Genomic DNA, 21,052 nt, shown 5'->3' with positions numbered 1-21,052 from the left:
CACGCGAAATACCAATGGGTCAAACCCAAAGGAGCGCGATGCTGGGCGATTAGTCGTTCTTCGTCTTGACGACTTTCTTGCCGCGATAGTAGCCGTTCGGGCTGACGTGGTGACGCAGATGCACTTCACCCGTGCTCGGCTCAACAGCCAGCGGCGCTGCGTTGAGGAAATCGTGCGAGCGGTGCATGCCGCGCTTCGACGGCGACTTCTTGTTTTGTTGAACTGCCATGATAACTCCTGAAAATTTTCCGAATTCTAACACAGCCCGGCACGGCAACCGCCATAGGCCACATGGCTAAACCATCGTGACCGGCGCGCCCTGTCGCGCTCCCATGCAACTGTTCAGTGCTTCTTGCCGCCGGATTCGCCCGATTTCAGACCTTCGAGCGCCGCAAAAGGATTGGGCCGTTTGGGCTCTTCACCCTCTTCAGCTCCTCCTTCGACGGCCTCTTCGCCTTCCAGCCCGCTGGCGCCCGAGGTGAGACTCTCGTGCACTTCGGGACAGGCATCGTGTTTCGGCACGAGCGGCAACGAAAGCAGCAATTCCTCTTCGATCAAGTCGACAAGATCGAACTGGCGTGACCCAACGATCACATCGACTTCATCCTCGTCCAGGGGAAACTCTTCAGCTTCCTCTTCGGTATTGACGATCCGGTAAGTCGCATCGACGTTGAACGCCTGCTCGTACGGAGACAGGCAACGCTGACATTCGAGCCATGCGGCGCCGTGAATCGCGAGCCTCAGATACGGCTGCGGACCCTCGGTGCCGTCGTCCTGCAATTCCGGCTGTGTCGCCCCTTCGGCTTGCCAGGTGAACGCGGTGTCGCGGTCTGGCGCTTCCTGCGGGACTTCGTTTAACATGCGCGGCAGTTGCGAGACGCGCACGGTACCCGCGGCCTGACGTCCACTGCGGGCAAATTCGAACAGGTCGAGTGCACGCGGGTCGACGAGACCAGCAGGTTTGCCAGGATGTTGAGTCATGTGCGCTCCTGCGTCGGCAAGGATTTCAGCCGGGTAAGTCGTTATGCGTCGTTTTAGTGGCGCTGGAAGACGGTCTGGATATCACCAGGATGCCCATCCGGCGCGCCATTCGGCAAAGCATACCGATGAAAAGCCCAAAATCATATCCGTTTTGTCTTTTCGAGTCAAACACTTAAGGGCGCACCCGCAAGTGTGTTCGCGCCCCGCCTTTTCACCTTCAGTTTCACCCAGAGATCAAGGTTCTTTTCCAGCATGCCGGATTCCTCCAAACGCCCGCCCCGCCTGATTCTGGCGTCCAGTTCGCCGTATCGGCGCGAACTGCTCGAACGGTTGCGCATTCCGTTCGACGTCGCCGTGCCCGCCATCGACGAGACGCCGCTCGTGGGCGAATCGCCCGAAACGACGGCATTGCGCCTCGCGCAGGCAAAAGCGCGCGCGGTCGCAGCCGCACTCAGCGCTGGCGAGCGAGCGCTCGTGATCGGCTCGGATCAGGTCGCGACCTACGACGGCCATCAGATCGGCAAGCCCGGCACGCACGAAAAAGCGCTGGCGCAACTGCAAGGCATGCGCGGCCGCGAAGTGCTTTTCCACAGCGCGCTGTGCGTGTTCGACAGCGGCTCGGGCGACGCGCAAGCCGTCGACGTGGTCACGCGCGTACGCTTTCGCGATCTGCCCGACGCCGCGCTCGACGCCTACCTGCGCGCCGAGACGCCGTACGACTGCGCGGGCAGCGCAAAAGCGGAAGGCCTCGGCATTGCGCTACTCGACGCAATTGAATCCGACGATCCGACAGCGCTGATCGGCCTGCCGCTGATCGCGCTCACACGCATGCTGCTCGCTGCGGGCTATCCGCTGCTGGAGGTGCGATGAGCGGCGTTCTCTATCTGATCCCGAACACGCTCGGCGACGGCGACGCCGCCGCGCTGGACGCCGTGCTGCCCGCACCGGTTCGCGCCCGCGCGGCCGCCCTGCACTATTACATAGGCGAAAACGCCAAAACCACGCGCGCATTCCTGAAGAAAGTCGGCACGGAACGGCCCATCCAGGAAATCGAGATTCGCGAACTGAACGTCAACACGCCAGCAGGCGAAATCGACAGGTTGCTGGCGCCCGTCCTTGCGGGAACGGATGCCGGGCTCGTGTCCGAGGCCGGCTGCCCGGCCGTCGCCGATCCGGGCGCGCTACTCGTGCGGCGCGCGCACGAGCGCGGCGTGAAGGTGGTGCCGTTCGTCGGGCCGAGCTCGATCCTGCTTGCGCTGATGGCGTCGGGATTGAACGGCCAGAGCTTTGCGTTTCACGGCTACCTGCCCGTCGACGCGAACGAGCGCGCGAAACGCCTGCGCGACCTCGAACAGCAGTCGCGCAAAGGAAAGCAGACGCAGATTTTTATCGAGACGCCATATCGGAATCGCGCGCTGCTCGACACGCTGATCGCGACCTGCGCGCCGTCGACGCTTATTTGTGTTGCCGTGGACCTGACACTGGAAAGCGAGACCATCGTGAGCCGGACAGCTGCCGACTGGAAGAAAAAACCTGCGCCCGATCTTCACAAGCGCCCAGCCATTTTTCTGATTCTGGCGGCTTGAGCGAGAGAAGACGGCGGCCAGATTGCTGGCCGCCGCCTGGAAACGCCCTCGCTTAGCGAAGGTTCAGCTTCCCGATTGCGGCCATCGCGCGCACGGCCCCGCTACCGACGGCTGCGCCGAACTTTTTCGCGACGCGGTCGGTGATGCTTTCCTTCACCGTGTAGTCGACGACATCGGGCGCCTTGATGATTTCGCGCGCGACATAGTCGGTGTCACCGAAACCGTCTGCGAGGCCTAGCTGGACGCTCTTCTCGCCCGTCCAGAACAGTCCAGAGAAGATATCCGGCGACTCCTGAAGACGTTTTCCGCGACCCTGCTTCACGGCATCGATGAATTGCGCATGGATCTCGTCCAGCATCGCTTGCGCGTGTTGATCCATCTTCGGCGTATCGGGCGAGAACGGATCGTAAAATCCCTTGTTCTCTCCGGAAGTACGCATCCGGCGTTGAATGCCGAGTTTGTCCATCAGGCCGGTAAAGCCGAATCCATCCATCAGCACGCCAATCGAGCCGACGATGCTCGCCTTGTCGACGTATATCTTGTCGGCAGCGGCAGCAGCGTAGTAACCACCCGACGCGCACATATCGCTTACGACGACGTAGAGCGGAATTGAAGGATATTTCGCGCGCAATCGGCGAATTTCACGGTAGATGATTCCAGCCTGGACGGGACTGCCACCGGGGCTGTTACAACGCAGGATCACGCCCGCCGTGCCCGTGTCATCGAATGCACTGGCCAGCGCCGCGTCGACATCTTCCGCGTTCGCGTTCGTATCGGACGATATCTCGCCGTCAAGTGTCACGAGTGCCGTATGCCGCCCCGTCGTGGCCGCAACTTTCTCGCCGCTGAAATCGAGCACGGCCCACGCAACGAGAACCAGCACGCCGAGGAACAGGAAACGAAAAAAGATCCGCCAGCGGCGCGCCGCGCGTTGCTCGTTGACGGCCGCCAGCGCAATCCGCTCGAGCGCGGCGCGCTCCCAGTTCGGCTCGTCGGCGGGCGCCCGGCGCTCGCGGCCCGCCGCGGCCGGTTCGTTCGGATCGGGAGTCAAATTATCGGACATGCATTGCCGCCGCAGAAAACGTGGTTTCGGGAAATGTAGCTGGGAATCAGGCAGGTGCTGGACGCAGATCAGCATCCGGAAGCCAGAACACCGCGCGCCCTTCGGGCGTGTCGCGCTCGTCGACGCGTACCGGGCGAAGCCTGCCGCCGCGGCACGGGCCGCCTACGCACTTGCCTGTATCCGGGGCATAAATCGCGCCATGCGTTGCGCACATCAAGTATAAGCCGGACGATTCGAAGAACTGTCCTTCGTTCCAGTCCAGTTCCATCGGCACGTGTGCGCAACGGTTCAGATAACCATACGCCACGCCGTCATAGCGGACGAAGAACACCACGGCATCGCCGCCCGCGTACGTCGCGTCGCGGCGCACGCCCGCGCCGCCGTCGACGAGTTCTTCGGATGCGCAAACGCGCACCGCCTCCTGTGCGGCGTCCGTCATGCGTGCTCCCGCAGCCAGCCCGACAATGAAGCGATGCTGTCAGCGACGAATTTCGGCTCCAGCGCTGTCAACGAATCTGCCGGGTGCGCGCCGTACGTGACGCCGATGCCCGACACGCCCGCATTGATCGCCATTTGAAGATCGTGCGTGGTATCTCCGATCATCACGGTGCGCACGGGATCCTGCCCCAGTTCGCGCGTGAGCTCCTGCAGCATGGCCGGATGCGGTTTCGAGAACGTTTCATCGGCGCAGCGCGTGCCGTCGAAAAGACTCGTGAGCCGGACCTGATCGAGCGCGCGGTTCAGCCCGACGCGACTCTTGCCGGTAGCGATCGCGAGCAGATAGCCCTGATCGCGCAGATCGGCGAGCATCTCTCGCACACCTGCAAACAGCTCGGTCGTCTGATCCTTCACCAGATAGTGGAAGCGATAGCGCTCGGCGAGGCGCGGGTAATCGGATGGGTCCAGCGTCGGCGCGGCGATCTGCAGCGCGTCGCGCAAACCCAGGCCGATCACGAAGCTCGCGGCCTCGTCAGCCGGCACGGGCAGCCCGAGATCGCGGCAGGCCGCCTGAATGCTGCGGGTGATATGGACGGTCGAATCCATCAACGTGCCGTCCCAATCGAAGACGATCAGGTCAAATTGCTCTCTAGCCATGCGATTTCGTCTCGGTTTGTGATTGTTCGTGCGTTCCCGCCCCGGCCGCCTCAGACAGTTGCGCGATGAAGCGCTTGCAGTCTGCCGGCAACGGCGCTTCGAACTGTAGCGTGTCGCCCGTCGCCGGGTGCGTCAGCTTGAGCCGGTAAGCGTGCAAGAACATCCGTTTAAGCCCCGGCTGCGCATTTGCGCGTGCGAGCGCCTTGTTCAGCGCGAAATCGCCGTATTTGGCGTCACCGACGATCGGCAGTCCCAGATGCGCCAGATGGACACGAATCTGATGGGTCCGCCCCGTTTTCAGTTCCGCTTCGAGCAGCGCGTAACCCGGCCACCGATCGACGAGATTGAAAATGGTGTGGGACGGCAGCCCGTCCGGCTGTACGCGCACGCGCCGCTCGCCATCCGGCAGCAGATATTTATGCAGCGGCTCCTTCACGGCGCGCCGGCGGCCCCAGTCGCTCGCCCATTCACCGTGCACGCACGCGTAGTAACGCTTGTCCATCCGGTTTTCGCGGATCTGTTCGTGCAAATTGACGAGCGCCGCACGCTTTTTCGCGAGCATCAGCACGCCCGACGTCTCGCGGTCCAGCCGGTGCACGAGTTCCAGAAATTTCGCCTGCGGACGCGCCGCCCGCAACTGCTCGATCACGCCGAACGCGACCCCGCTGCCGCCGTGCACGGCGACGCCAGCCGGCTTGTCGATCACCAGCATATGCTCGTCTTCGAACAGAATTTCGAAGTGCGCCGACGGCACGGGCGCGTGCACCGCCTCGTCCGCCTTCGCGACGCGGATGGGTGGTACGCGCACCAGATCGCCAAAGGCGAGACGGTACTGCGCGTCGACGCGGCCCTTGTTCACGCGCACTTCGCCGCTGCGCAGAATCCTATAAATATGACTTTTCGGCACGCCCTTACAGACGCGCAACAGGAAGTTGTCGATCCGCTGACCGGCCGCGCTGTCGTCGATTTCGATCATCGACACCTGATCGCTTGCAACGGGGCTTGTCACCGATTTCTGGGATATTTTGCCTAACTCTTTCATTCTGAATATAATTTGCCCAGCAGTCTGCGGTGGCCGACTATATAGGATCGGCGCCTTAAACCGAATCGCGGGTGGATTGCGCAGGTGCAAGCGATAAAACGTCATTTTACTTGCGCCGGGGGCTGGTTGCTCGCCCTGAAAATGAGATGCAACAAGTTGCACGCACGATGCGCGACACGGCAGGGACGGCGCCCACAGGCACGTTCGGTCACCGTCGGCACCGTCGGTAACGGAATTTTGGTCAAAAAGAATTTGACTGGCGAGCTTCGGCAAGGGCAGCTTTCATGTCCCTTAAGCGCGAAGCGGCCGGTGGCGAAAATACGGCGTGCGCCCGAGGCGTCCTGCGGAGAGTGCAGGACATGGCGACGTCAAAATGAGGCGAGACACCCCGAGCGGGACAGGCAAGCGCAGTGAGCGAGCCTGCCCGCTGCGGCAAGACCGCAGCCTTCGAACGTGTCCGGACGCGCGCCCAACTGGCGCGCCGGTGCACGTGGACGAAGGCTGATGCTAGTCGGCTGCCAGGACCCGCGGCGTGTCGGGCCATTATTTGAAGCCGTGTTCGCATGTGCCCTGCGGCTGCGCGTCCATTTATTGGAGACGGCGCCCATATCAGGCAATTCTCCCGCCATCTTTCCCGCTCCAGCGTGCTTGTGAAAACACAATAAGGCGCGGCATGCCGCTGCCCCAAGCCTTCGGCCGGGTTCTTCCCGCGCGCCGTCGGCCGGACAGGCAGAGCCGCTCTGGAGCCGTTCAATGAAACGCATGTTGTTTAATGCGACGCAGCAGGAAGAACTGCGCGTCGCCATCGTCGATGGGCAAAAACTCATCGACATCGACATCGAAACCGCCGGGCGCGAACAGCGCAAAGGCAATATCTACAAGGGGATCGTGACGCGCATCGAGCCGTCGCTCGAAGCCTGCTTCGTCAACTACGGCGAAGACCGCCATGGTTTTCTCCCGTTCAAGGAAGTCGCCCGCCAGTACTTCCGCGAAGGCATCGACATGCGCTCGGCGCGCATCCAGGATGCCCTGAAAGAAGGACAGGAACTGATCGTTCAGGTCGAAAAGGAAGAACGCGGCAACAAGGGCGCAGCCCTTACCACGTTCATCTCGCTCGCCGGCCGCTACCTCGTGCTGATGCCGAACAATCCGCGCGGCGGCGGCGTGTCGCGGCGGATCGAAGGCGACGACCGCCAGGAACTGCGCGAAACGATGTCCCAGCTGCAACTGCCCGAAGGCATGAGCATCATCGCGCGCACGGCGGGTATCGGCCGCAGCGCGGAAGAGCTGCAGTGGGACCTGAACTACCTGATGCAGCTGTGGCGCGCAATCGAAGCCGCGTCGCAAAGCGGCTCGCAGGGTCAGCCGATGCTGATCTATCTGGAATCGAGCCTCGTGATCCGCGCGATTCGCGACTACTTCCAGCCGGACATCGGCGAAATCCTCATCGACACCACGGAAATCCACGACCAGGCACGCGCCTTCATGGATATCGTGATGCCGGACAATGTCAACAAGGTGAAGCGGTATCACGACGACGTGCCGCTTTTCTCGCGCTTCCAGATCGAGCACCAGATTGAGACGGCGTACTCGCGCACGGTGCCGCTACCGTCGGGCGGCGCGATCGTGATCGACCACACGGAAGCGCTCGTCGCGATCGACGTGAACTCGGCGCGCGCCACCAAGGGCGCCGACATCGAGGAAACGGCGACCCGCACGAACCTCGAAGCCGCCGACGAAGTCGCGCGCCAGCTGCGTCTGCGCGACCTGGGCGGCCTGATCGTGATCGACTTCATCGACATGGAGTCTGCCAAGAGCCAGCGCGAAGTCGAGCAACGCCTGAAAGACGCGCTCAAGCACGACCGCGCGCGCGTTCAGATGGGCAAGATCTCGCGCTTCGGCCTGATGGAACTGTCGCGCCAGCGTCTGCGTCCGGCGCTGTCGGAAGGCAGCCACGTGACCTGCCCGCGCTGTAATGGCACGGGCCACATCCGCGATACCGAATCGTCCGCACTGCAAGTGCTGCGGATCATTCAGGAAGAAGCGATGAAGGAAAACACGGCAGCGATCCACTGCCAGGTTCCCGTCGAAGTCACGGCCTTCCTGCTCAACGAGAAGCGTTCGGAAATCAACAAGATCGAATCGCGCTTCAAGGTCAACGTCGTGCTGGTGCCGAACAAGCACCTCGACACGCCGCACTACAAGCTCGAGCGTCTGCGTCACGACGACGCACGCCTCGACGATCCGCGCGCGTCGTGGAAGATGGCCGAGGAAGCCGCCCGCGAACTGGAATCGGAAACGGGCTACAGCAAGCGCGCCGAAGAGGTGAAGCCGAAGCAGGAAGCGGCTGTGAAGGGCATCACGCCTGAAAAGCCGGCGCCGAGCGCGCCCGTGCGCACGCCGGCCCCCGCTGCCGCCACGGTCGAAGTCAAGCCTGCTACGGGCGGCTTCATCGGCTGGCTGAAGGGTCTGTTCGGCGTACAACCGGCGGCTCCCGCTCCCGCGCCAGCACCCGTCGAGAAGACGGCGAAGCCCGCACGCGGCGAACGCACCGAGCGCGGTGAGCGCACGGGCGAACGCGGCGGCGATCGTAACCGCAACCGTCGCAACGGCGCAGGTGGCCGCGATGCGGCGGGTCGTGGCGAAGGCGCGGCAACGCAAGGCCGCCAGGGTCAGCCGTCGCAACGCGGCGAACGTCAGGAACGCGAACCGCGCGAAGCACGTGAAGCACGTGAACCGCGCGCCGGCCGCGAGCCGCGCGAAGGCCGCGAGCCGCGTGAGGCACGCGAACCGCGCGAGGCACGTCCGGAGCGCGTCGAACGGGGTCAGGAGCGTGCGGAACGCGCCGAAACCGCTGAAGCAACGCGCGGCGAGCGTCAGGAACGCCCGGATCGTGGCGAGCGCCGCGAGCGTGGCGAACGCGGTGAGCGCCGCAAGCAGCAGCCCGAAGCAGCCGACGCGCTGAGCCAAAACGAGGCTCAGGCCGATGTCGCCGGACAGGCGCAAGCGAATCTGATGGGTGGCGCAGCCCCCATTGACGACGCTCGTGATGGCGAAGAGCGTCGTCGTCGCCGTCGCGGTCGCCGTGGTGGGCGTCGCGAGCGTGACGAAGAAGGCGTGAACGTGAACACGGCCGCCGACGTCGCGGAAGCGGAAGGCGAAACGGCAGTGGCAGCATCGGCGGAAGCGCCCGTGCGCGCACCGGAACACACGGGACGTCACGAGACGCAGCCGCAAGCGGTCGAAGCAGCGCAACAGCAGCCGGCACAGGAAGTGAAGCCGGTCGAGGTCGTCGTGGCAGCCGTCGCGACGGGCGCCGCCGTGGTCAGCGAGTTGCACGCATCGGCTGAAACGCCGGCGCTGGCTGTCGAAAAGGCTGCGAAGGCGGAAGCCATCGTGCCGGCCGACGAAGCGCCCGTTGCAACGCGCACGGAAGCGGCCGCCGAAACGCCGGCCGCTTTCGAGCCGCAAGCAGTTGAGCCTGTGGCAACGACGCAAGCGCCCGTTGAAGCGCCCGCGCCCGTCGAGACCATTGCGGCAGCACCCGTCGCCGAAGCGCCTGTCGTCGTCGAGTCCGTCGCGGAGCCGGTTGCAGCGGCTCCGGCCCCGGCAGCGCCTGCGGAAGCAGCGCAGCCGGCCGTCGAAGCGCCCGTTGCAACGCAGCCTGTCGTCGAGCCGGTTGTTCAGCCGGTCGCGGAACCCGTCGCGGACGTCGCGCCAGCGCAACCCGCAGCGGAACCGGTCGTAACGGAAACCGTAACGGAAGAGGTATCGGAACCCGCGCCGACCGCCGCAGCAGCCGAGCCGCAACCCGTTCGTACGAACGGCGTATCGGCCGGCCGTCAGTCGACGCAAAGCCTCGAAGCGATGCTGGAAAGTGCCGGCCTCGTCTGGGTCAACACCGACTCGGACAAGCTGCGTGTCGCGCAGGAAGCTGCCGCGCAAGCGGTGAAGCCCGCACGCGCGCCGCGCGAGCGCAAGCCGCTTCCGGCCGCCGACACGACGCCGATGCAACAGGTCGAAACCGCAAAGCAGCCGCAGTAAGCGGTCGCTAACCTCGCCCGGCTGCAACGCCGGGCATCCCGAAAAGCCCGCCTTCAAGGCGGGCTTTTTGCTGTACCCATCCAGACGGCACCGCGCGTTTCGCCCTACTGTGACGGAAAGTGCCTTCCGCTAGAATGAAGTCTGATATCCCAAATATGTAATCATGTCCCGACGCATCATTCCTGTTGCCGACGTCAGCGCCGTCCCCGACGTCGCCGGTCCTGTGCGGACCCCGCGCGGCGAGCTGACCGATACGCTGTCGCGTCCGCTGCGCGACCTGCGCATTTCGGTGACTGACCGTTGCAACTTCCGGTGCGTCTACTGCATGCCGCGCGCGGTGTTCGACAAGGACTATTCGTTCCTGCCGCACAGCGCGCTGCTGACTTTCGAGGAAATCGAGCGGATCGCAACGATTTTCGTCGCGCATGGCGTGGAGAAAATCCGTCTGACGGGCGGCGAGCCGCTGTTGCGCAAGAACCTCGAATTCCTGATCGAACGGCTCGCGCGAATGACGACGGCCGCCGGCAAGCCGCTCGACCTGACGCTCACCACCAACGGCTCGCTGCTCGCGCGCAAGGCGCGCAGCCTGAAAGACGCCGGTCTGAGCCGTGTGACTGTCAGCCTCGACGCGCTCGACGATGCGTTATTTCGCCGCATGAACGACGCCGATTTCGCCGTGCGCGACGTGCTCGACGGCATCGAAGTCGCGCGGTCGGTCGGGCTGGCGCCGCTGAAGGTCAACATGGTCGTCAAGCGCGGCACGAACGACAGCGAAATCGTGCCGATGGCGCGCCACTTCCGGGACTCCGGCGTGGTGCTGCGCTTCATCGAGTACATGGACGTCGGCACGTCGAACGGCTGGAACATGACGGAAGTGCTGCCGTCGGCAGACGTGGTCGCGCGGATCAGCGAGCACTTTCCGCTGCTGCCGCTCGAAGCGCATAGCGCCGCCGAAACCGCGCAGCGCTGGGGCTACGCGGACGGCAGCGGCGAAATCGGCGTGATTTCCAGCGTGACGCGCGCGTTTTGCGGCGACTGCACGCGCGCCCGGCTATCGACGGAAGGAAAGGTGTACCTGTGCCTGTTCGCGTCGTCGGGCCATGATCTGCGCGCGCTCGTACGCAACGGCACGAGCGACGCAGGCATCGCCACCGCGATCGCCAACATCTGGCACGCGCGCGGCGACCGCTACTCGCAACTGCGCGGCAGCGCGAGCGCTACCACCACGACGACGCGCGAAGAACGGCGTGTCGAGATGTCGTACATCGGCGGCTGAGCCAGTCTTTCCAATGTGCATCACGCGCGACCAGATCACCGGCCTGCTGCTCGCGGGCGGACGCGGCATGCGCATGGGCGGCGTCGACAAGGGCCTGCAGATGCTGCACGGCGAACCGCTCGCCCTCCACGTGATGCGGCGTCTCGCGCCGCAGGCCGGACCGCTTCTGATCAGCGCGAACCGGCACACGGAGCAATATGCGGAACTGGGCGGACCATTTCACGCAACCGTCATCTCCGACACGCTGCCCGATTTTCCCGGTCCGCTCGCCGGTCTGCTCGCCGGTTTGCGCGCGGCGTCCACGCCGTTCGTGCTGTCGGCGCCATGCGACACACCCGGTTTGCCCGCCGATCTCGCCATGCGGCTCGCCGCCGCGCTCGATCAGCAAGACGCGCAAGACGCGGGCATCGCGACCGTCACGACCGCGGACGCTCGGGGCGAGACGTCCATCCACCCGGTTTTCGCACTCGTGCGCACGTCGCTGGCCGGAGATCTCGAAGGCTTTCTGCAAGCGGGCGAGCGCAAGGTTCGCACGTGGTACGCACGCCACAGGGCGGTCGAAGTCGCCTTTCCGGACGAGCGCACGTTTTACAATATCAATTCACTGCAGGAACTCGCCGACCTCGAACGCGGTTGACCGGGTTTAACATTAGCAGCGCCATTTGCCGCGATTGCCGCCCGGCCGCCGCCGCACCGCATTCCGTCGCGACGCTCCCCTTTCATGACCACGCTGAACGAAACTTCGAGTTGCGTCGCACAGTACGACGCTCAAGCCATGCCGGTGTCCGCCGTACAGGCAATCGTGCGCGAATGGGCCACACCCGTGACGACCGTCGAGCGCGTTCAACTGCGTGACGCGCTGAACCGCGTGCTGGCGCAGGACATCGTCTCGCCCATCGACGTTCCCGCCCACGACAACTCGGCGATGGACGGCTACGCGTTCGCAGGCGCGGCGCTCGAAGTTCGAACGGGCGTGCCCGACGAAAAACGCGAACTCGTGCTGAGCGTGGCGGGCAAGGCTTTCGCCGGGCATCCGTTCGCGGGAAGCATCGAGCGCACGCAATGCGTTCGCGTGATGACGGGTGCGACGATGCCCGCGGGCTGCGACACCGTCGTTCCGCAGGAAGCCGTCACGCGCGACGGCGACACCATTCGCTTTGCAGCGTCGCCGTTGCGCACGGGCGCGAACCGGCGCCTCGCGGGCGAAGACCTCGCGCAGGGCGCGGTCGCGCTGAAGGCGGGCCGCATCGTGCGGGCGTCGGACCTTGGATTGCTCGCGTCGCTGGGCATTGGCGAGGTGTCCGTGCGCCGCCGTCTGCGTGTCGCATTCTTTTCGACGGGCGACGAACTGCGCTCGATCGGCCAACCACTCGATCCGGGCTGCGTTTACGACAGCAACCGCTATACGCTGTTCGCGATGCTCAAGCGCCTCGACGTCGATCCCATCGACCTCGGCGTGGTCCGCGACGAGCCCGCCGCGCTTGAAGAAGCATTGCGAACGGCTGCATCGAGCGCGGATGTCGTGATAACCTCCGGCGGCGTTTCGGTGGGCGAAGCCGATCTGACGAAGCAAATGCTACGCATGCTCGGCGACGTCGCGCACTGGAGTCTCGCGATGCGTCCGGGCCGGCCGCTGGCGTTTGGACGCATCTGGTCGGGCGGCAAACCCGGCGCGGGCGAACCGGCAATCTTCTTCGGCCTGCCGGGCAACCCCGTCGCGGTGATGGCAGCGTTCTATCAGATCGTGCGTGAAGTGCTGTTGCGGATGTCCGGCGCGACGACTCATCCTGTGCCGCTCATCCGCGCCGCGTGCGTCGACGCGATCCGCAAACGGCCGGGCCGTACCGAATTCCAGCGCGGCATCGCGCAGCGCGACGCGCAAGGCGCATGGCGGGTCACGCCGACGGGCTCGCAAGGCTCCGGCGTGCTCAGCTCGATGAGCGAAGCGAATTGCTTCATCGTGCTCGCCCACGACCAGGGCGATCTCGACCCAGGCGACGCCGTCGATATCATGCTGTTCGACGGCCTCATCTGAGCGCACGAGGCAGGCCAGTTTTTACGCAATCCACTACGACATACGGGTTTGACTTACATGAAAAAACAGATCTCGTTCATTGCACCGGGGCAGACGGCAAAGGCATTGATCCTCGTGTATCTGACGTTCAGCGTGCCTATCGTGCTGCTGGGCGTGCTGGTCGCCTTCATCCGCTACGGATCGGTGGAACTGAGCACCGTGTTCAGCGCGCTGCTGCTCAACGCGATTCTGGGTTTCATCCTGCTGTGGATTGCATGCCACGCGTACAACTGGGTGGCGTCGCGCTTCGGCGGCATCGAGATCCAGTTGAGCGACGTGCCGGAGGAAGCGTAATGCCGGCGGCGATCCGCGCGGCCACGCCTGACGACGTCGGCGCGATGCTCGCGTTGATGTACGAACTGGCCGAGTTCGAAAAGCTCACGCATCTGTTCATCGCGACGGAAGACGGCCTGCGCGACGCGCTGTTCGGCGCGCGCCCTTCGGCGGAGGCGATCGTCGCGGAGCGCGACGGCAAGATGATCGGCTACGCGCTGTTCTTCCATAACTACTCGACGTTCCTCGGACGGCGTGGCCTGTATCTCGAAGACCTGTACGTGCAGCCGACCGAGCGCGGCACGGGACTCGGGTCGAAGATGCTGCGTTATCTGGCGGCACTGGCTGTCGAACGGCAGTGCGGCCGCTTCGAATGGTCGGTGCTGGACTGGAATCAGCCCGCGATCGATTTTTATCAGAAGATGGGCGCGACCGTGCTACCAGACTGGCGCGTCGTGCGCATCACGGGCGACGCGCTCGATCAACTGGCGGCGAGCGCGGACTGATTGGCACGCCCGCCCGGCGCAGCGTCGCTCCCGTTCGAAGCCGCCCTTCTGGCTGGCGACACTTAACCATCGCGGTCAAGCGTTGCCAGCCTTCCCTGCGTCAAGACTCTTCCGCATCGACTCCGGACAGCGAGTCCCCGAGCAAGCCCGCCGCCCGCTCTTCGGGCAACGCCTCGACGTCGCGCAGCTTCCTGTTCATCTGACGCGTGCGCACTTCCGCCGCCTCGATCGAACGCGTGACGGTTTCGAGTTGCGACTTGGTCTTCGCCAGCACGTCGCCGAATTTGCCGAACTCCGTCTTCACCGCGCCCAGCACCTGCCACACTTCGCTCGACCGCTTTTCGATGGCGAGCGTACGGAAACCCATTTGCAGACTGTTGAGCAAGGCCGTCAATGTGGTCGGCCCGGCAATCGTCACGCGATAGTCGCGTTGCAAAAGGTCAGTGAGACCCGGGCGGCGCAGAATCTCGGCGTACAAGCCTTCCGTCGGCAGGAACAGCAGCGCGAAGTCAGTGGTATGCGGCGGCGACACGTACTTTTCCGCAATCGTCTTCGCTTCCGCGCGAATCCGCCCTTCGAGCGCGCGCGACGCGTCTTCGACTGCGACGGGGTCGCTACGCTCCTGCGCTTCGATCAGACGTTCATAGTCCTCACGCGGAAATTTCGCATCGATGGGCAACCATACGGGCGTGGCCGCCGCATCGGGTGTCGGCTGACGTCCTGGCAGTTTGATAGCGAACTCGACGCGGTCGTTGCTCTTCGGGATCGTCGCAATGTTCTTCGCGTACTGATCGGACGTCAGTATCTGTTCGAGCAACGATTCGAGCTGCACTTCGCCCCATGTGCCGCGTGTCTTAACGTTTGTCAGAACCTTCTTCAGATCTCCGACACCCGCCGCCAAAGTCTGCATTTCGCCGAGACCGCGATGCACCTGTTCGAGACGGTCGGACACCAGCTTGAACGATTCGCCAAGGCGTTGTTCAAGCGTCGCGTGCAGCTTTTCGTCGACGGTGCGGCGCATTTCTTCTAGCTTCGTCGAGTTGTTGGCCTCGATGTCTTTCAGCCGCTGCTCGATGGTCGCGCGCACTTCCGCGAAACGCCGGTCGTTCGCCTCCGTCACCTGCGCCAGTTGCTGCTGCAACGTTTCGCCGAAACGCTTCAGCGTCACGCCCTGTTCTTCGCGCGCCTGTTGCGCCTGCTGCTGCAGGCTGTGGCGCACGGCGTCGAGCTGTTGCGCGTTCGTATCCGTCAGCTTGACGAGCTGCTGCGCAAAGCCGTCGATCTTGGCGGCCTGCACAGTCGTCATGCTAGTGAACTGGGAGGCGAGCGTCTGCTGAAACTGCGAGAAGCCGCCGCTCAATTCCGTGCGCGAGACGCGCGCCGTTTCGGAAATCTCGCCGCGCAGCTCGCGTTCAAGCCGCTCGTACTCGCGCGTCTGCGCAAGCGCCGCGGCATCGAGACGCTCACCCAGTTCGTCGAATTGCGTCTGCTGATGCGCGTCACCGCTGCCGCGCATCAGCATGAACAGCGCGATCACCAGCGCGACGGCCAGTACGGCAACGGCCGCGATCAAAACCATCGTCATGAACGCGCCTTCCCGATCACATCAGGGTTGATAGGGTTCGGCGGACGCCCGGCGCGCGGACCCTCGCCCAACCCCGCGATCAGATTGTCAGCCGCGAGATTCGCCATGGCGCGGCGCGTGGCTTCCGTCGCACTCGCGATGTGCGGCGTCAGCACGACATTCGGCACGGTGAGCAGTGCCGGATTGAGCTTTGGCTCGCCCTCGAACACGTCGAGGCCCGCCGCGGCGATACGCTTCTCGCGCAACGCTTCGGCAAGCGCCGCGTCGTCGACGATGCCGCCACGCGCGATGTTGGTGAGCGTGGCCGTCGGTTTCATCAGCGCGAGTTCGGCAGCGCCGATCGTGTGATGGTTCTCAGCCGTGTACGGCAACACAAGCACGACGTGATCGGCACGGCGCAGCAGGTCCTGCTTCGACGCATACTCCGCGTTCAGTTCAGCCTCGATCCCGGGCGCGACACGCGAGCGGTTGTGATAGATCACGTTCATGTTGAAGCCGCGCGCGCGACGCGCGAGCGCCTGCCCGATGCGGCCCATGCCGATCACGCCGAGCGTCGAGCCATACAGGTCCGAGCCGAGAAAGCCGTCGTACGACCACTTTTCCCATTTGCCCGCGCGCAACCAGTGCTCCGATTCCGCGATGCGGCGCGCCGCCGCCATCATCAGCGCCCAGCCGAAATCCGCCGTCGATTCGTTGAGCACGTCGGGTGTATTCGTGCCGAGCACGTTCGCCGCGTTGAACGCGGCCATGTCGAAGTTGTTGTAACCGACCGCCATGTTCGACACCACACGCAGACGCGGCGCGGCGGCCAGCACGGACGCGTCGATCGCGTCGCCCGCCGTCAGCGCGCCGTCTTTATCGGCGAGGCGGCGTTTGAGTTCGTCGGCGGGCAGCACGTCGCCGTTATGCCAGTCCACTTCGAAATGCTGCTTGAGGCGCTCGATCACATCCGGAAAGATGGGACGCGCAACCAGAACCTTTTGCATTGCCATTCTCCGAGTATCAGTCCGTAGCGCGTCCCTTCGGCGCGCGCACGGCATCAAAAGAAAATCAACGATGTTGCGATGAACAACGGTATCAGCACGATGCCCGACCACGCGAGATAGCCGAAAAAACTGGGCATCTTCACGCCGCGCGATTCGGCGATCGCCTTGACCATGAAATTCGGCGCGTTGCCGATGTAGCTGTTCGCGCCCATGAACACCGCGCCTGCCGAAATGGCCGCGAGCGTCGATGCGCCCGTGGTCGTCAACGTCTGTGCGTCGCCGCCGGCGAGGTTGAAGAACACGAGGTACGTGGGTGCATTATCGAGGAACGACGACAACAGGCCCGTCGCCCAGAAATACATGTCGTCGCGCGGCTGGCCGGCCGTGTCGTTGACGAGATGCACGATGCCGCTGAGCGCGCCCGCTTCGCCCGCGCGCAACATCATGATGACAGGCGCGATCGTGACGAAGATTCCCGCAAACAGTTTCCCGACTTCTTCGATGGGCGCCCAGTTGAACGCGTTGCCCTCGCGCGCGGCGCGCGGCGTCACAGCCAGCGACAGCAGCGTCACCGCGATCAGCGCCACGTCGCGCACGACATTCTGCAGCTCGACATGCGTGCCCGCCACATCGAACGCGATGCCGGGCTTCCAGATGCCGCTCATCAGCACCAGCCCGATCACCAGTGCCAGCAGCACGAAATTGATCTTGCCGACGACGCCAACGGCACGCGTATCCGGCGACGGATCAACGGGCAGCACTTCTTCGCGATGCCGGAAATAGTACGCATCGAGCGCGTAGAAAATGGCAAGCAGCACGATGCAGACGAACAGCGTTGGCAGCGCGAGATGCACGGTTGTCCAGAAGAAGCCGACGCCGTTCAGAAAGCCGAGGAACAGCGGCGGATCGCCGAGCGGCGACAGCGACCCGCCCGTATTCGCGACCAGGAAGATAAAGAATACGACCACATGCACGACGTGCTTGCGGTTGTCGTTCGCGCGCAAGAGCGGCCGGATCAGCAGCATCGCCGCGCCCGTCGTGCCCATGATGCTAGCGAGCGCCGTGCCGAGCGCGAGCAACGCCGTATTCAGACGCGGCGACCCGTGCAGATTGCCCGTCACGCAGATGCCGCCCGCAACGGTATAGAGCACCGTCAACAGCACGATGAACGGCACGTACTCTTCAAGCAGCGCATGAATGAGCGTGCCGAACGCCGTCGACGCGCCGAACGCGAAAGCGAACGGCACAAGGAACACGGCGGCCCATGCCACGGAAATCTTGCCGAAGTGGTGATGCCAAAGCTTGGGCGCGACGAGCGGGAACACGGCAATCGACAGCAGGACGCCCGCGAACGGCACGCCCCACCAAACCGAGAGCGAAGCACCGTCGAGACTCGCGGCCGATGCAGCAAGCGGCCAGCAAGACAGCACGAACAACAACGCGACGCCGGCCATTCGAGAACACGCGTGCTCGACACGTCCCTGCAACGGCACAGCGTTACGCGCCACGCACGACGATCGCATGCACGCGATAAGGACCGTGCGCACCGAGCACGATGGTTTGTTCGATATCGCCTGTACGCGACGGGCCGGAGACGAAGTTGACGGCGCGCGGCAGTTCGCCGCGTTCGCTGCGGATCAGATTGAACGCTTCCTCGTGACCGGCGACGATGCGCGAGGCCGGCACGATTGCAATGTGCGTCTCCGGCAGCAAGCCCGCCGACGCATAAGTGTCCGGGCCCGACAGCAGCACCAGCGTGCCCGTTTCAGCCGTCGCGCAGAAGCAGCCCGTGATGCCGACGCGGTCTTCGTCGCGCGGCTTGCGAAACTCGACGTCGACGCCCGAGCCGCTCCAGGGCAGCGCTTCGAGCGTCTGCCATGCGATAGCCTGCGTAGGAAGGTTCAGTTCGGAAAGGTAACGGTGCGCGGCAGCGGGTGCGTCGGCGAGCGATTCGACGGTATCGACCGTGGTCGCCATTTTCTTCGCCTGCTCGATGAAATGCGCGACGAGATCGGCCGGCAGGGTTGGGCGCGGACCTTGCGGATGACTTGCGAGATACGCCTGCGCCGCCTCGCGCTCGGACGCGGCCGGCTCGGGCTCACGCCCTTGTGCCGCGCGAATGCGCGCCAGGATGTTGCGGCGGGCCGTCGATGTATCCATGTGCAATATCCTCGTGCCGGTGGTCGTGCTGAACGTGGGACATACGCGTGCGAAATGCGCCCTGCTCATTGCGCACAGTGACGGTCGAATTATACCGGCCGCCCTTCATGCCAACACCTGGCCGAACGGCATATAGCGGCACTCGTGCGAAGTGCCGACAATGCACTCACATGCTCCCGGACTGCAACGCGAAAGCGTGACGGGGCGTCACTTGCCCGCGGATTCTTCCTCAGGTTGCTCGATGCCGAACACCTGGCGCAGATAGGCAAGGTACGCCTTGTCTTCGCACATGTTCTTGCCCGGCGAATCGGACAGCTTCGCGACGGGCTGCCCGTTGCACTTGACCATCTTGATGACGATCTGCAGCGGGTTATAGCCAAGGTCGTTCGTGAGGTTCGTGCCGACGCCGAAGGCGAGCTTGCAGCGCCCACGGAAGCGCTCGTACAGCTGCAGCACCTTTGGGATGTCGAGCGCGTCGGAAAAGACCAGCACTTTCGTGCGCGGATCGCAGCGGTTCGCTTCGTAGTGCGCGAGAAGACGCTCGCCCCAGTCGAACGGGTCGCCGGAATCATGGCGCGCGCCGTCGAAGAGCTTGCAGAAGTACATGTCGAAATCACGGAGGAACGCCTGCATGCCATACACGTCCGACAACGCGATGCCCAGATCGCCGCGATACTCCTTCGCCCACATTTCAAAGCCGAAGATCTGCGAGTCGCGCAGACGCGGACCGAGCGCCTGACAGGCTTGCAGGTATTCGTGCGCCATCGTGCCGAGAGGCGTCAGGCCATGCTTCATTGCATAGAACACGTTGCTGGTGCCCGTGAACTGGTCGCGCAGACCGTCCTTGAGCGTGAGGATCACCTCTTCGTGCCAGCGCCCGGAGAAACGGCGCCGCGTGCCGTAGTCGGCGATCTTGCAGTCGGCGAACTCGGGGCGCGCACCGAGCAGCTGCATCTTGTCGCGCAGGCGCTCGCGTCCTTCGCTGTAATCGGGCTGCTGCTGCGTGTTGCGGAAGTACACTTCGTTGACGATCGCAAGCACGGGGATCTCGAAGAGGATCGTGTGCAGCCACGGCCCCTTGATGTCGATTTCGATCTCCCCGTTGCCCTTCGCCGAGGGCGTGATCGAGATGTATTTTTCGTTGAGATGGAAGAGCGCGAGAAAGTCGATGAAGTCGCTCTTGATGAAGCGCATCCGGCGCAGATAGTCGAGATCGCCTTCATTGAAGCGCAGCTTGCAGAGCTTGTGCACTTCGCTGCGAATCTCGTCGATGTACGGCACCAGGTTGACGTTCGGCGTGCGGCAGCGGAACTTGTATTCGACGTTGGCAGCCGGGAAATAATGCAGCACCACCTGCATCATCGTGAATTTGTACAGGTCGGTGTCGAGCAGCGAAGTAATGATCATGATCTTGCAAACCGGGACTGCATGAAATCGGAAGACGTCAGGCCTCGTGCGCCCTCGCCCTTTCGTGTTCGCCATGTGCGCTTCGGGCTTCGCGCAGAGTCCCGCTCGAAACGGGCCCCGCACAGACGCTGTCGCATGTTACCCGAATGCGCGCCGGCGGTTGTTTGAATGCGTCAAGGCCGGCGGGCACGGGCGGCGCAAACCGCTCGCCATAAACTAATCACCAAACGATATAAAAGGGTTGGGGCGATCGCGTATGCACTACTTGACGTTACGTTACAATACCGCTTTTGGCGTCTTGCCATCCCCCATTACCTAAAAGATATCGTTTGCAGGAGTTGCCTGAATGACTCACGTTGTGACCGAAAGCTGCATCAAGTGCCGCTATACCGACTGCGTCGATGTGTGCCCGGTGGACTGCTTTCGCGAAGGTCCCAACTTCCTCGCGATTGACCCGGATGAATGCATCGACTGCGCGGTGTGCGTTGCGGAATGCCCGGTGAACGCCATTTACGCGGAAGAAGACGTGCCCGGCGACCAGCAGCACTTCACGGAGCTCAACGCCGAGCTCGCCAAGGCATGGCCCAGCATCACCAAGACCAAGGCGCCGCTGCCCGAGGCCGACGAATTCAAGGACGTGAAGGAAAAGCTGGCGCTGCTCGAGCGTTGAGCGCCGCAAGCTGTCGTTCCAGGTCGAATCAGTCGAATTAAATTGAGATGATTCGAAGGTATTGACAGCTTCTGATACACCCCCTACAATTCCGCTTCTCTGCTTTTGTTGTTCCCCGATAGCTCAGTCGGTAGAGCGCCGGACTGTTAATCCGTAGGTCCCTGGTTCGAGCCCAGGTCGGGGAGCCAAAGAATTGCAAGAGCCCGTTAACCACAGCGGGCTTTTTTATGTAGCGACAAGTTGTATTGCTGTTCCCCGATAGCTCAGTCGGTAGAGCGCCGGACTGTTAATCCGTAGGTCCCTG

The 21,052-nt window shown here is 63.7% G+C and carries 20 protein-coding genes and 1 tRNA gene; 10 read left to right on the top strand and 11 right to left on the bottom strand.

The window, feature by feature from the left end; genetic code table 11:
• Window positions 1-49: 49 nt before the first annotated feature.
• Both rpmF and KFO72_RS26550 read right to left on the bottom strand, forming a co-directional pair.
• Window positions 50-229: a 50S ribosomal protein L32 gene (rpmF, locus tag KFO72_RS26555; protein ID WP_007741736.1), complete on the bottom strand. Its 180-nt coding sequence runs from the start codon at window positions 227-229 to the stop codon at window positions 50-52.
• Between the two features lie 113 nt (window positions 230-342).
• On the bottom strand, window positions 343-981 hold the full coding sequence (locus KFO72_RS26550) for a DUF177 domain-containing protein (protein WP_060601714.1): 639 nt from the start codon (window positions 979-981) through the stop codon (window positions 343-345).
• Between the two features lie 252 nt (window positions 982-1,233).
• On the opposite strand from KFO72_RS26550, the gene KFO72_RS26545 reads away from it, so the two are divergent.
• Complete coding sequence (locus tag KFO72_RS26545; protein ID WP_054934142.1) at window positions 1,234-1,851, top strand: Maf-like protein; 618 nt, start codon at window positions 1,234-1,236, stop codon at window positions 1,849-1,851.
• Complete coding sequence (locus tag KFO72_RS26540) at window positions 1,848-2,567, top strand: SAM-dependent methyltransferase (RefSeq protein ID WP_035990164.1); 720 nt, start codon at window positions 1,848-1,850, stop codon at window positions 2,565-2,567. The genes KFO72_RS26545 and KFO72_RS26540 overlap by 4 nt, the downstream gene beginning before the upstream one ends.
• A gap of 52 nt (window positions 2,568-2,619) precedes the next feature.
• Here KFO72_RS26540 and KFO72_RS26535 read toward each other — a convergent pair whose 3' ends face one another.
• The 4 genes from KFO72_RS26535 to KFO72_RS26520 are packed head-to-tail and all read right to left on the bottom strand — an operon-like array spanning window position 2,620 to window position 5,767.
• Window positions 2,620-3,630, bottom strand: coding sequence for a S49 family peptidase (locus tag KFO72_RS26535; protein WP_054934140.1), 1,011 nt, complete (start codon window positions 3,628-3,630; stop codon window positions 2,620-2,622).
• Window positions 3,631-3,676: 46 nt separating this feature from the next.
• The gene (locus KFO72_RS26530; protein WP_225033402.1) at window positions 3,677-4,069 is read right to left on the bottom strand and encodes a Rieske (2Fe-2S) protein; all 393 of its coding nucleotides are present in this window, start codon (window positions 4,067-4,069) and stop codon (window positions 3,677-3,679) included.
• Entirely contained in the window at window positions 4,066-4,725 is a 660-nt protein-coding gene (locus KFO72_RS26525) for an HAD-IA family hydrolase (RefSeq protein WP_035990160.1), read from the bottom strand. Before KFO72_RS26525 ends, KFO72_RS26530 begins: the two co-directional genes overlap by 4 nt.
• On the bottom strand, window positions 4,718-5,767 hold the full coding sequence (locus tag KFO72_RS26520; RefSeq protein WP_060601719.1) for an RluA family pseudouridine synthase: 1,050 nt from the start codon (window positions 5,765-5,767) through the stop codon (window positions 4,718-4,720). The genes KFO72_RS26525 and KFO72_RS26520 overlap by 8 nt, the downstream gene beginning before the upstream one ends.
• Before the next feature lie 753 nt (window positions 5,768-6,520).
• Between KFO72_RS26520 and KFO72_RS26515 the strand changes: the two genes are divergently transcribed.
• The 6 genes from KFO72_RS26515 to KFO72_RS26490 all read left to right on the top strand — a co-directional run bounded on the left by KFO72_RS26515 (window position 6,521) and on the right by KFO72_RS26490 (window position 13,940).
• Complete coding sequence (locus KFO72_RS26515) at window positions 6,521-9,811, top strand: Rne/Rng family ribonuclease (RefSeq protein ID WP_225033401.1); 3,291 nt, start codon at window positions 6,521-6,523, stop codon at window positions 9,809-9,811.
• Between the two features lie 163 nt (window positions 9,812-9,974).
• Window positions 9,975-11,087: a GTP 3',8-cyclase MoaA gene (gene moaA / locus KFO72_RS26510; RefSeq protein WP_225033400.1), complete on the top strand. Its 1,113-nt coding sequence runs from the start codon at window positions 9,975-9,977 to the stop codon at window positions 11,085-11,087.
• 13 nt (window positions 11,088-11,100) lie between these two features.
• Entirely contained in the window at window positions 11,101-11,724 is a 624-nt protein-coding gene (gene mobA, locus KFO72_RS26505) for a molybdenum cofactor guanylyltransferase MobA (protein WP_225033399.1), read from the top strand.
• Window positions 11,725-11,808: 84 nt separating this feature from the next.
• Window positions 11,809-13,122, top strand: coding sequence for a gephyrin-like molybdotransferase Glp (gene glp, locus KFO72_RS26500; RefSeq protein WP_225033398.1), 1,314 nt, complete (start codon window positions 11,809-11,811; stop codon window positions 13,120-13,122).
• A gap of 57 nt (window positions 13,123-13,179) precedes the next feature.
• Window positions 13,180-13,455, top strand: a complete 276-nt coding sequence (locus KFO72_RS26495; protein ID WP_007741774.1) for a hypothetical protein — start codon at window positions 13,180-13,182, stop codon at window positions 13,453-13,455.
• The gene (locus KFO72_RS26490) at window positions 13,455-13,940 is read left to right on the top strand and encodes a GNAT family N-acetyltransferase (protein ID WP_054934133.1); all 486 of its coding nucleotides are present in this window, start codon (window positions 13,455-13,457) and stop codon (window positions 13,938-13,940) included. The genes KFO72_RS26495 and KFO72_RS26490 overlap by 1 nt, the downstream gene beginning before the upstream one ends.
• Before the next feature lie 100 nt (window positions 13,941-14,040).
• Here the strand turns inward: KFO72_RS26490 and KFO72_RS26485 are convergent, their stop codons facing one another.
• From KFO72_RS26485 to pncB, 5 genes are all read right to left on the bottom strand, one after another.
• On the bottom strand, window positions 14,041-15,525 hold the full coding sequence (locus KFO72_RS26485) for a DNA recombination protein RmuC (RefSeq protein WP_225033397.1): 1,485 nt from the start codon (window positions 15,523-15,525) through the stop codon (window positions 14,041-14,043).
• Window positions 15,522-16,511: a 2-hydroxyacid dehydrogenase gene (locus KFO72_RS26480; protein WP_107202424.1), complete on the bottom strand. Its 990-nt coding sequence runs from the start codon at window positions 16,509-16,511 to the stop codon at window positions 15,522-15,524. The genes KFO72_RS26485 and KFO72_RS26480 overlap by 4 nt, the downstream gene beginning before the upstream one ends.
• 53 nt (window positions 16,512-16,564) lie before the next feature.
• Window positions 16,565-17,965 (bottom strand): sodium:proton antiporter, encoded by a 1,401-nt coding sequence (locus tag KFO72_RS26475; RefSeq protein WP_176053944.1) that lies wholly within the window; start codon window positions 17,963-17,965, stop codon window positions 16,565-16,567.
• Between the two features lie 43 nt (window positions 17,966-18,008).
• Window positions 18,009-18,671, bottom strand: coding sequence for a LutC/YkgG family protein (locus tag KFO72_RS26470; RefSeq protein WP_225033396.1), 663 nt, complete (start codon window positions 18,669-18,671; stop codon window positions 18,009-18,011).
• A 207-nt stretch (window positions 18,672-18,878) separates the two neighbouring features.
• Window positions 18,879-20,078, bottom strand: coding sequence for a nicotinate phosphoribosyltransferase (gene pncB, locus KFO72_RS26465; RefSeq protein ID WP_054934130.1), 1,200 nt, complete (start codon window positions 20,076-20,078; stop codon window positions 18,879-18,881).
• A gap of 346 nt (window positions 20,079-20,424) precedes the next feature.
• Between pncB and fdxA the strand changes: the two genes are divergently transcribed.
• The gene (fdxA, locus tag KFO72_RS26460) at window positions 20,425-20,748 is read left to right on the top strand and encodes a ferredoxin FdxA (RefSeq protein ID WP_035990147.1); all 324 of its coding nucleotides are present in this window, start codon (window positions 20,425-20,427) and stop codon (window positions 20,746-20,748) included.
• A 112-nt stretch (window positions 20,749-20,860) separates the two neighbouring features.
• Window positions 20,861-20,936 (top strand) — tRNA-Asn (locus KFO72_RS26455).
• Window positions 20,937-21,052: the final 116 nt, after the last annotated feature.

Source organism: Paraburkholderia sp. XV, from assembly GCF_020177535.1.
GTDB classification, from domain to species: Bacteria; Pseudomonadota; Gammaproteobacteria; order Burkholderiales; family Burkholderiaceae; genus Paraburkholderia; species Paraburkholderia caribensis.
This window is presented reverse-complemented; position numbering and strand designations above follow the sequence as displayed.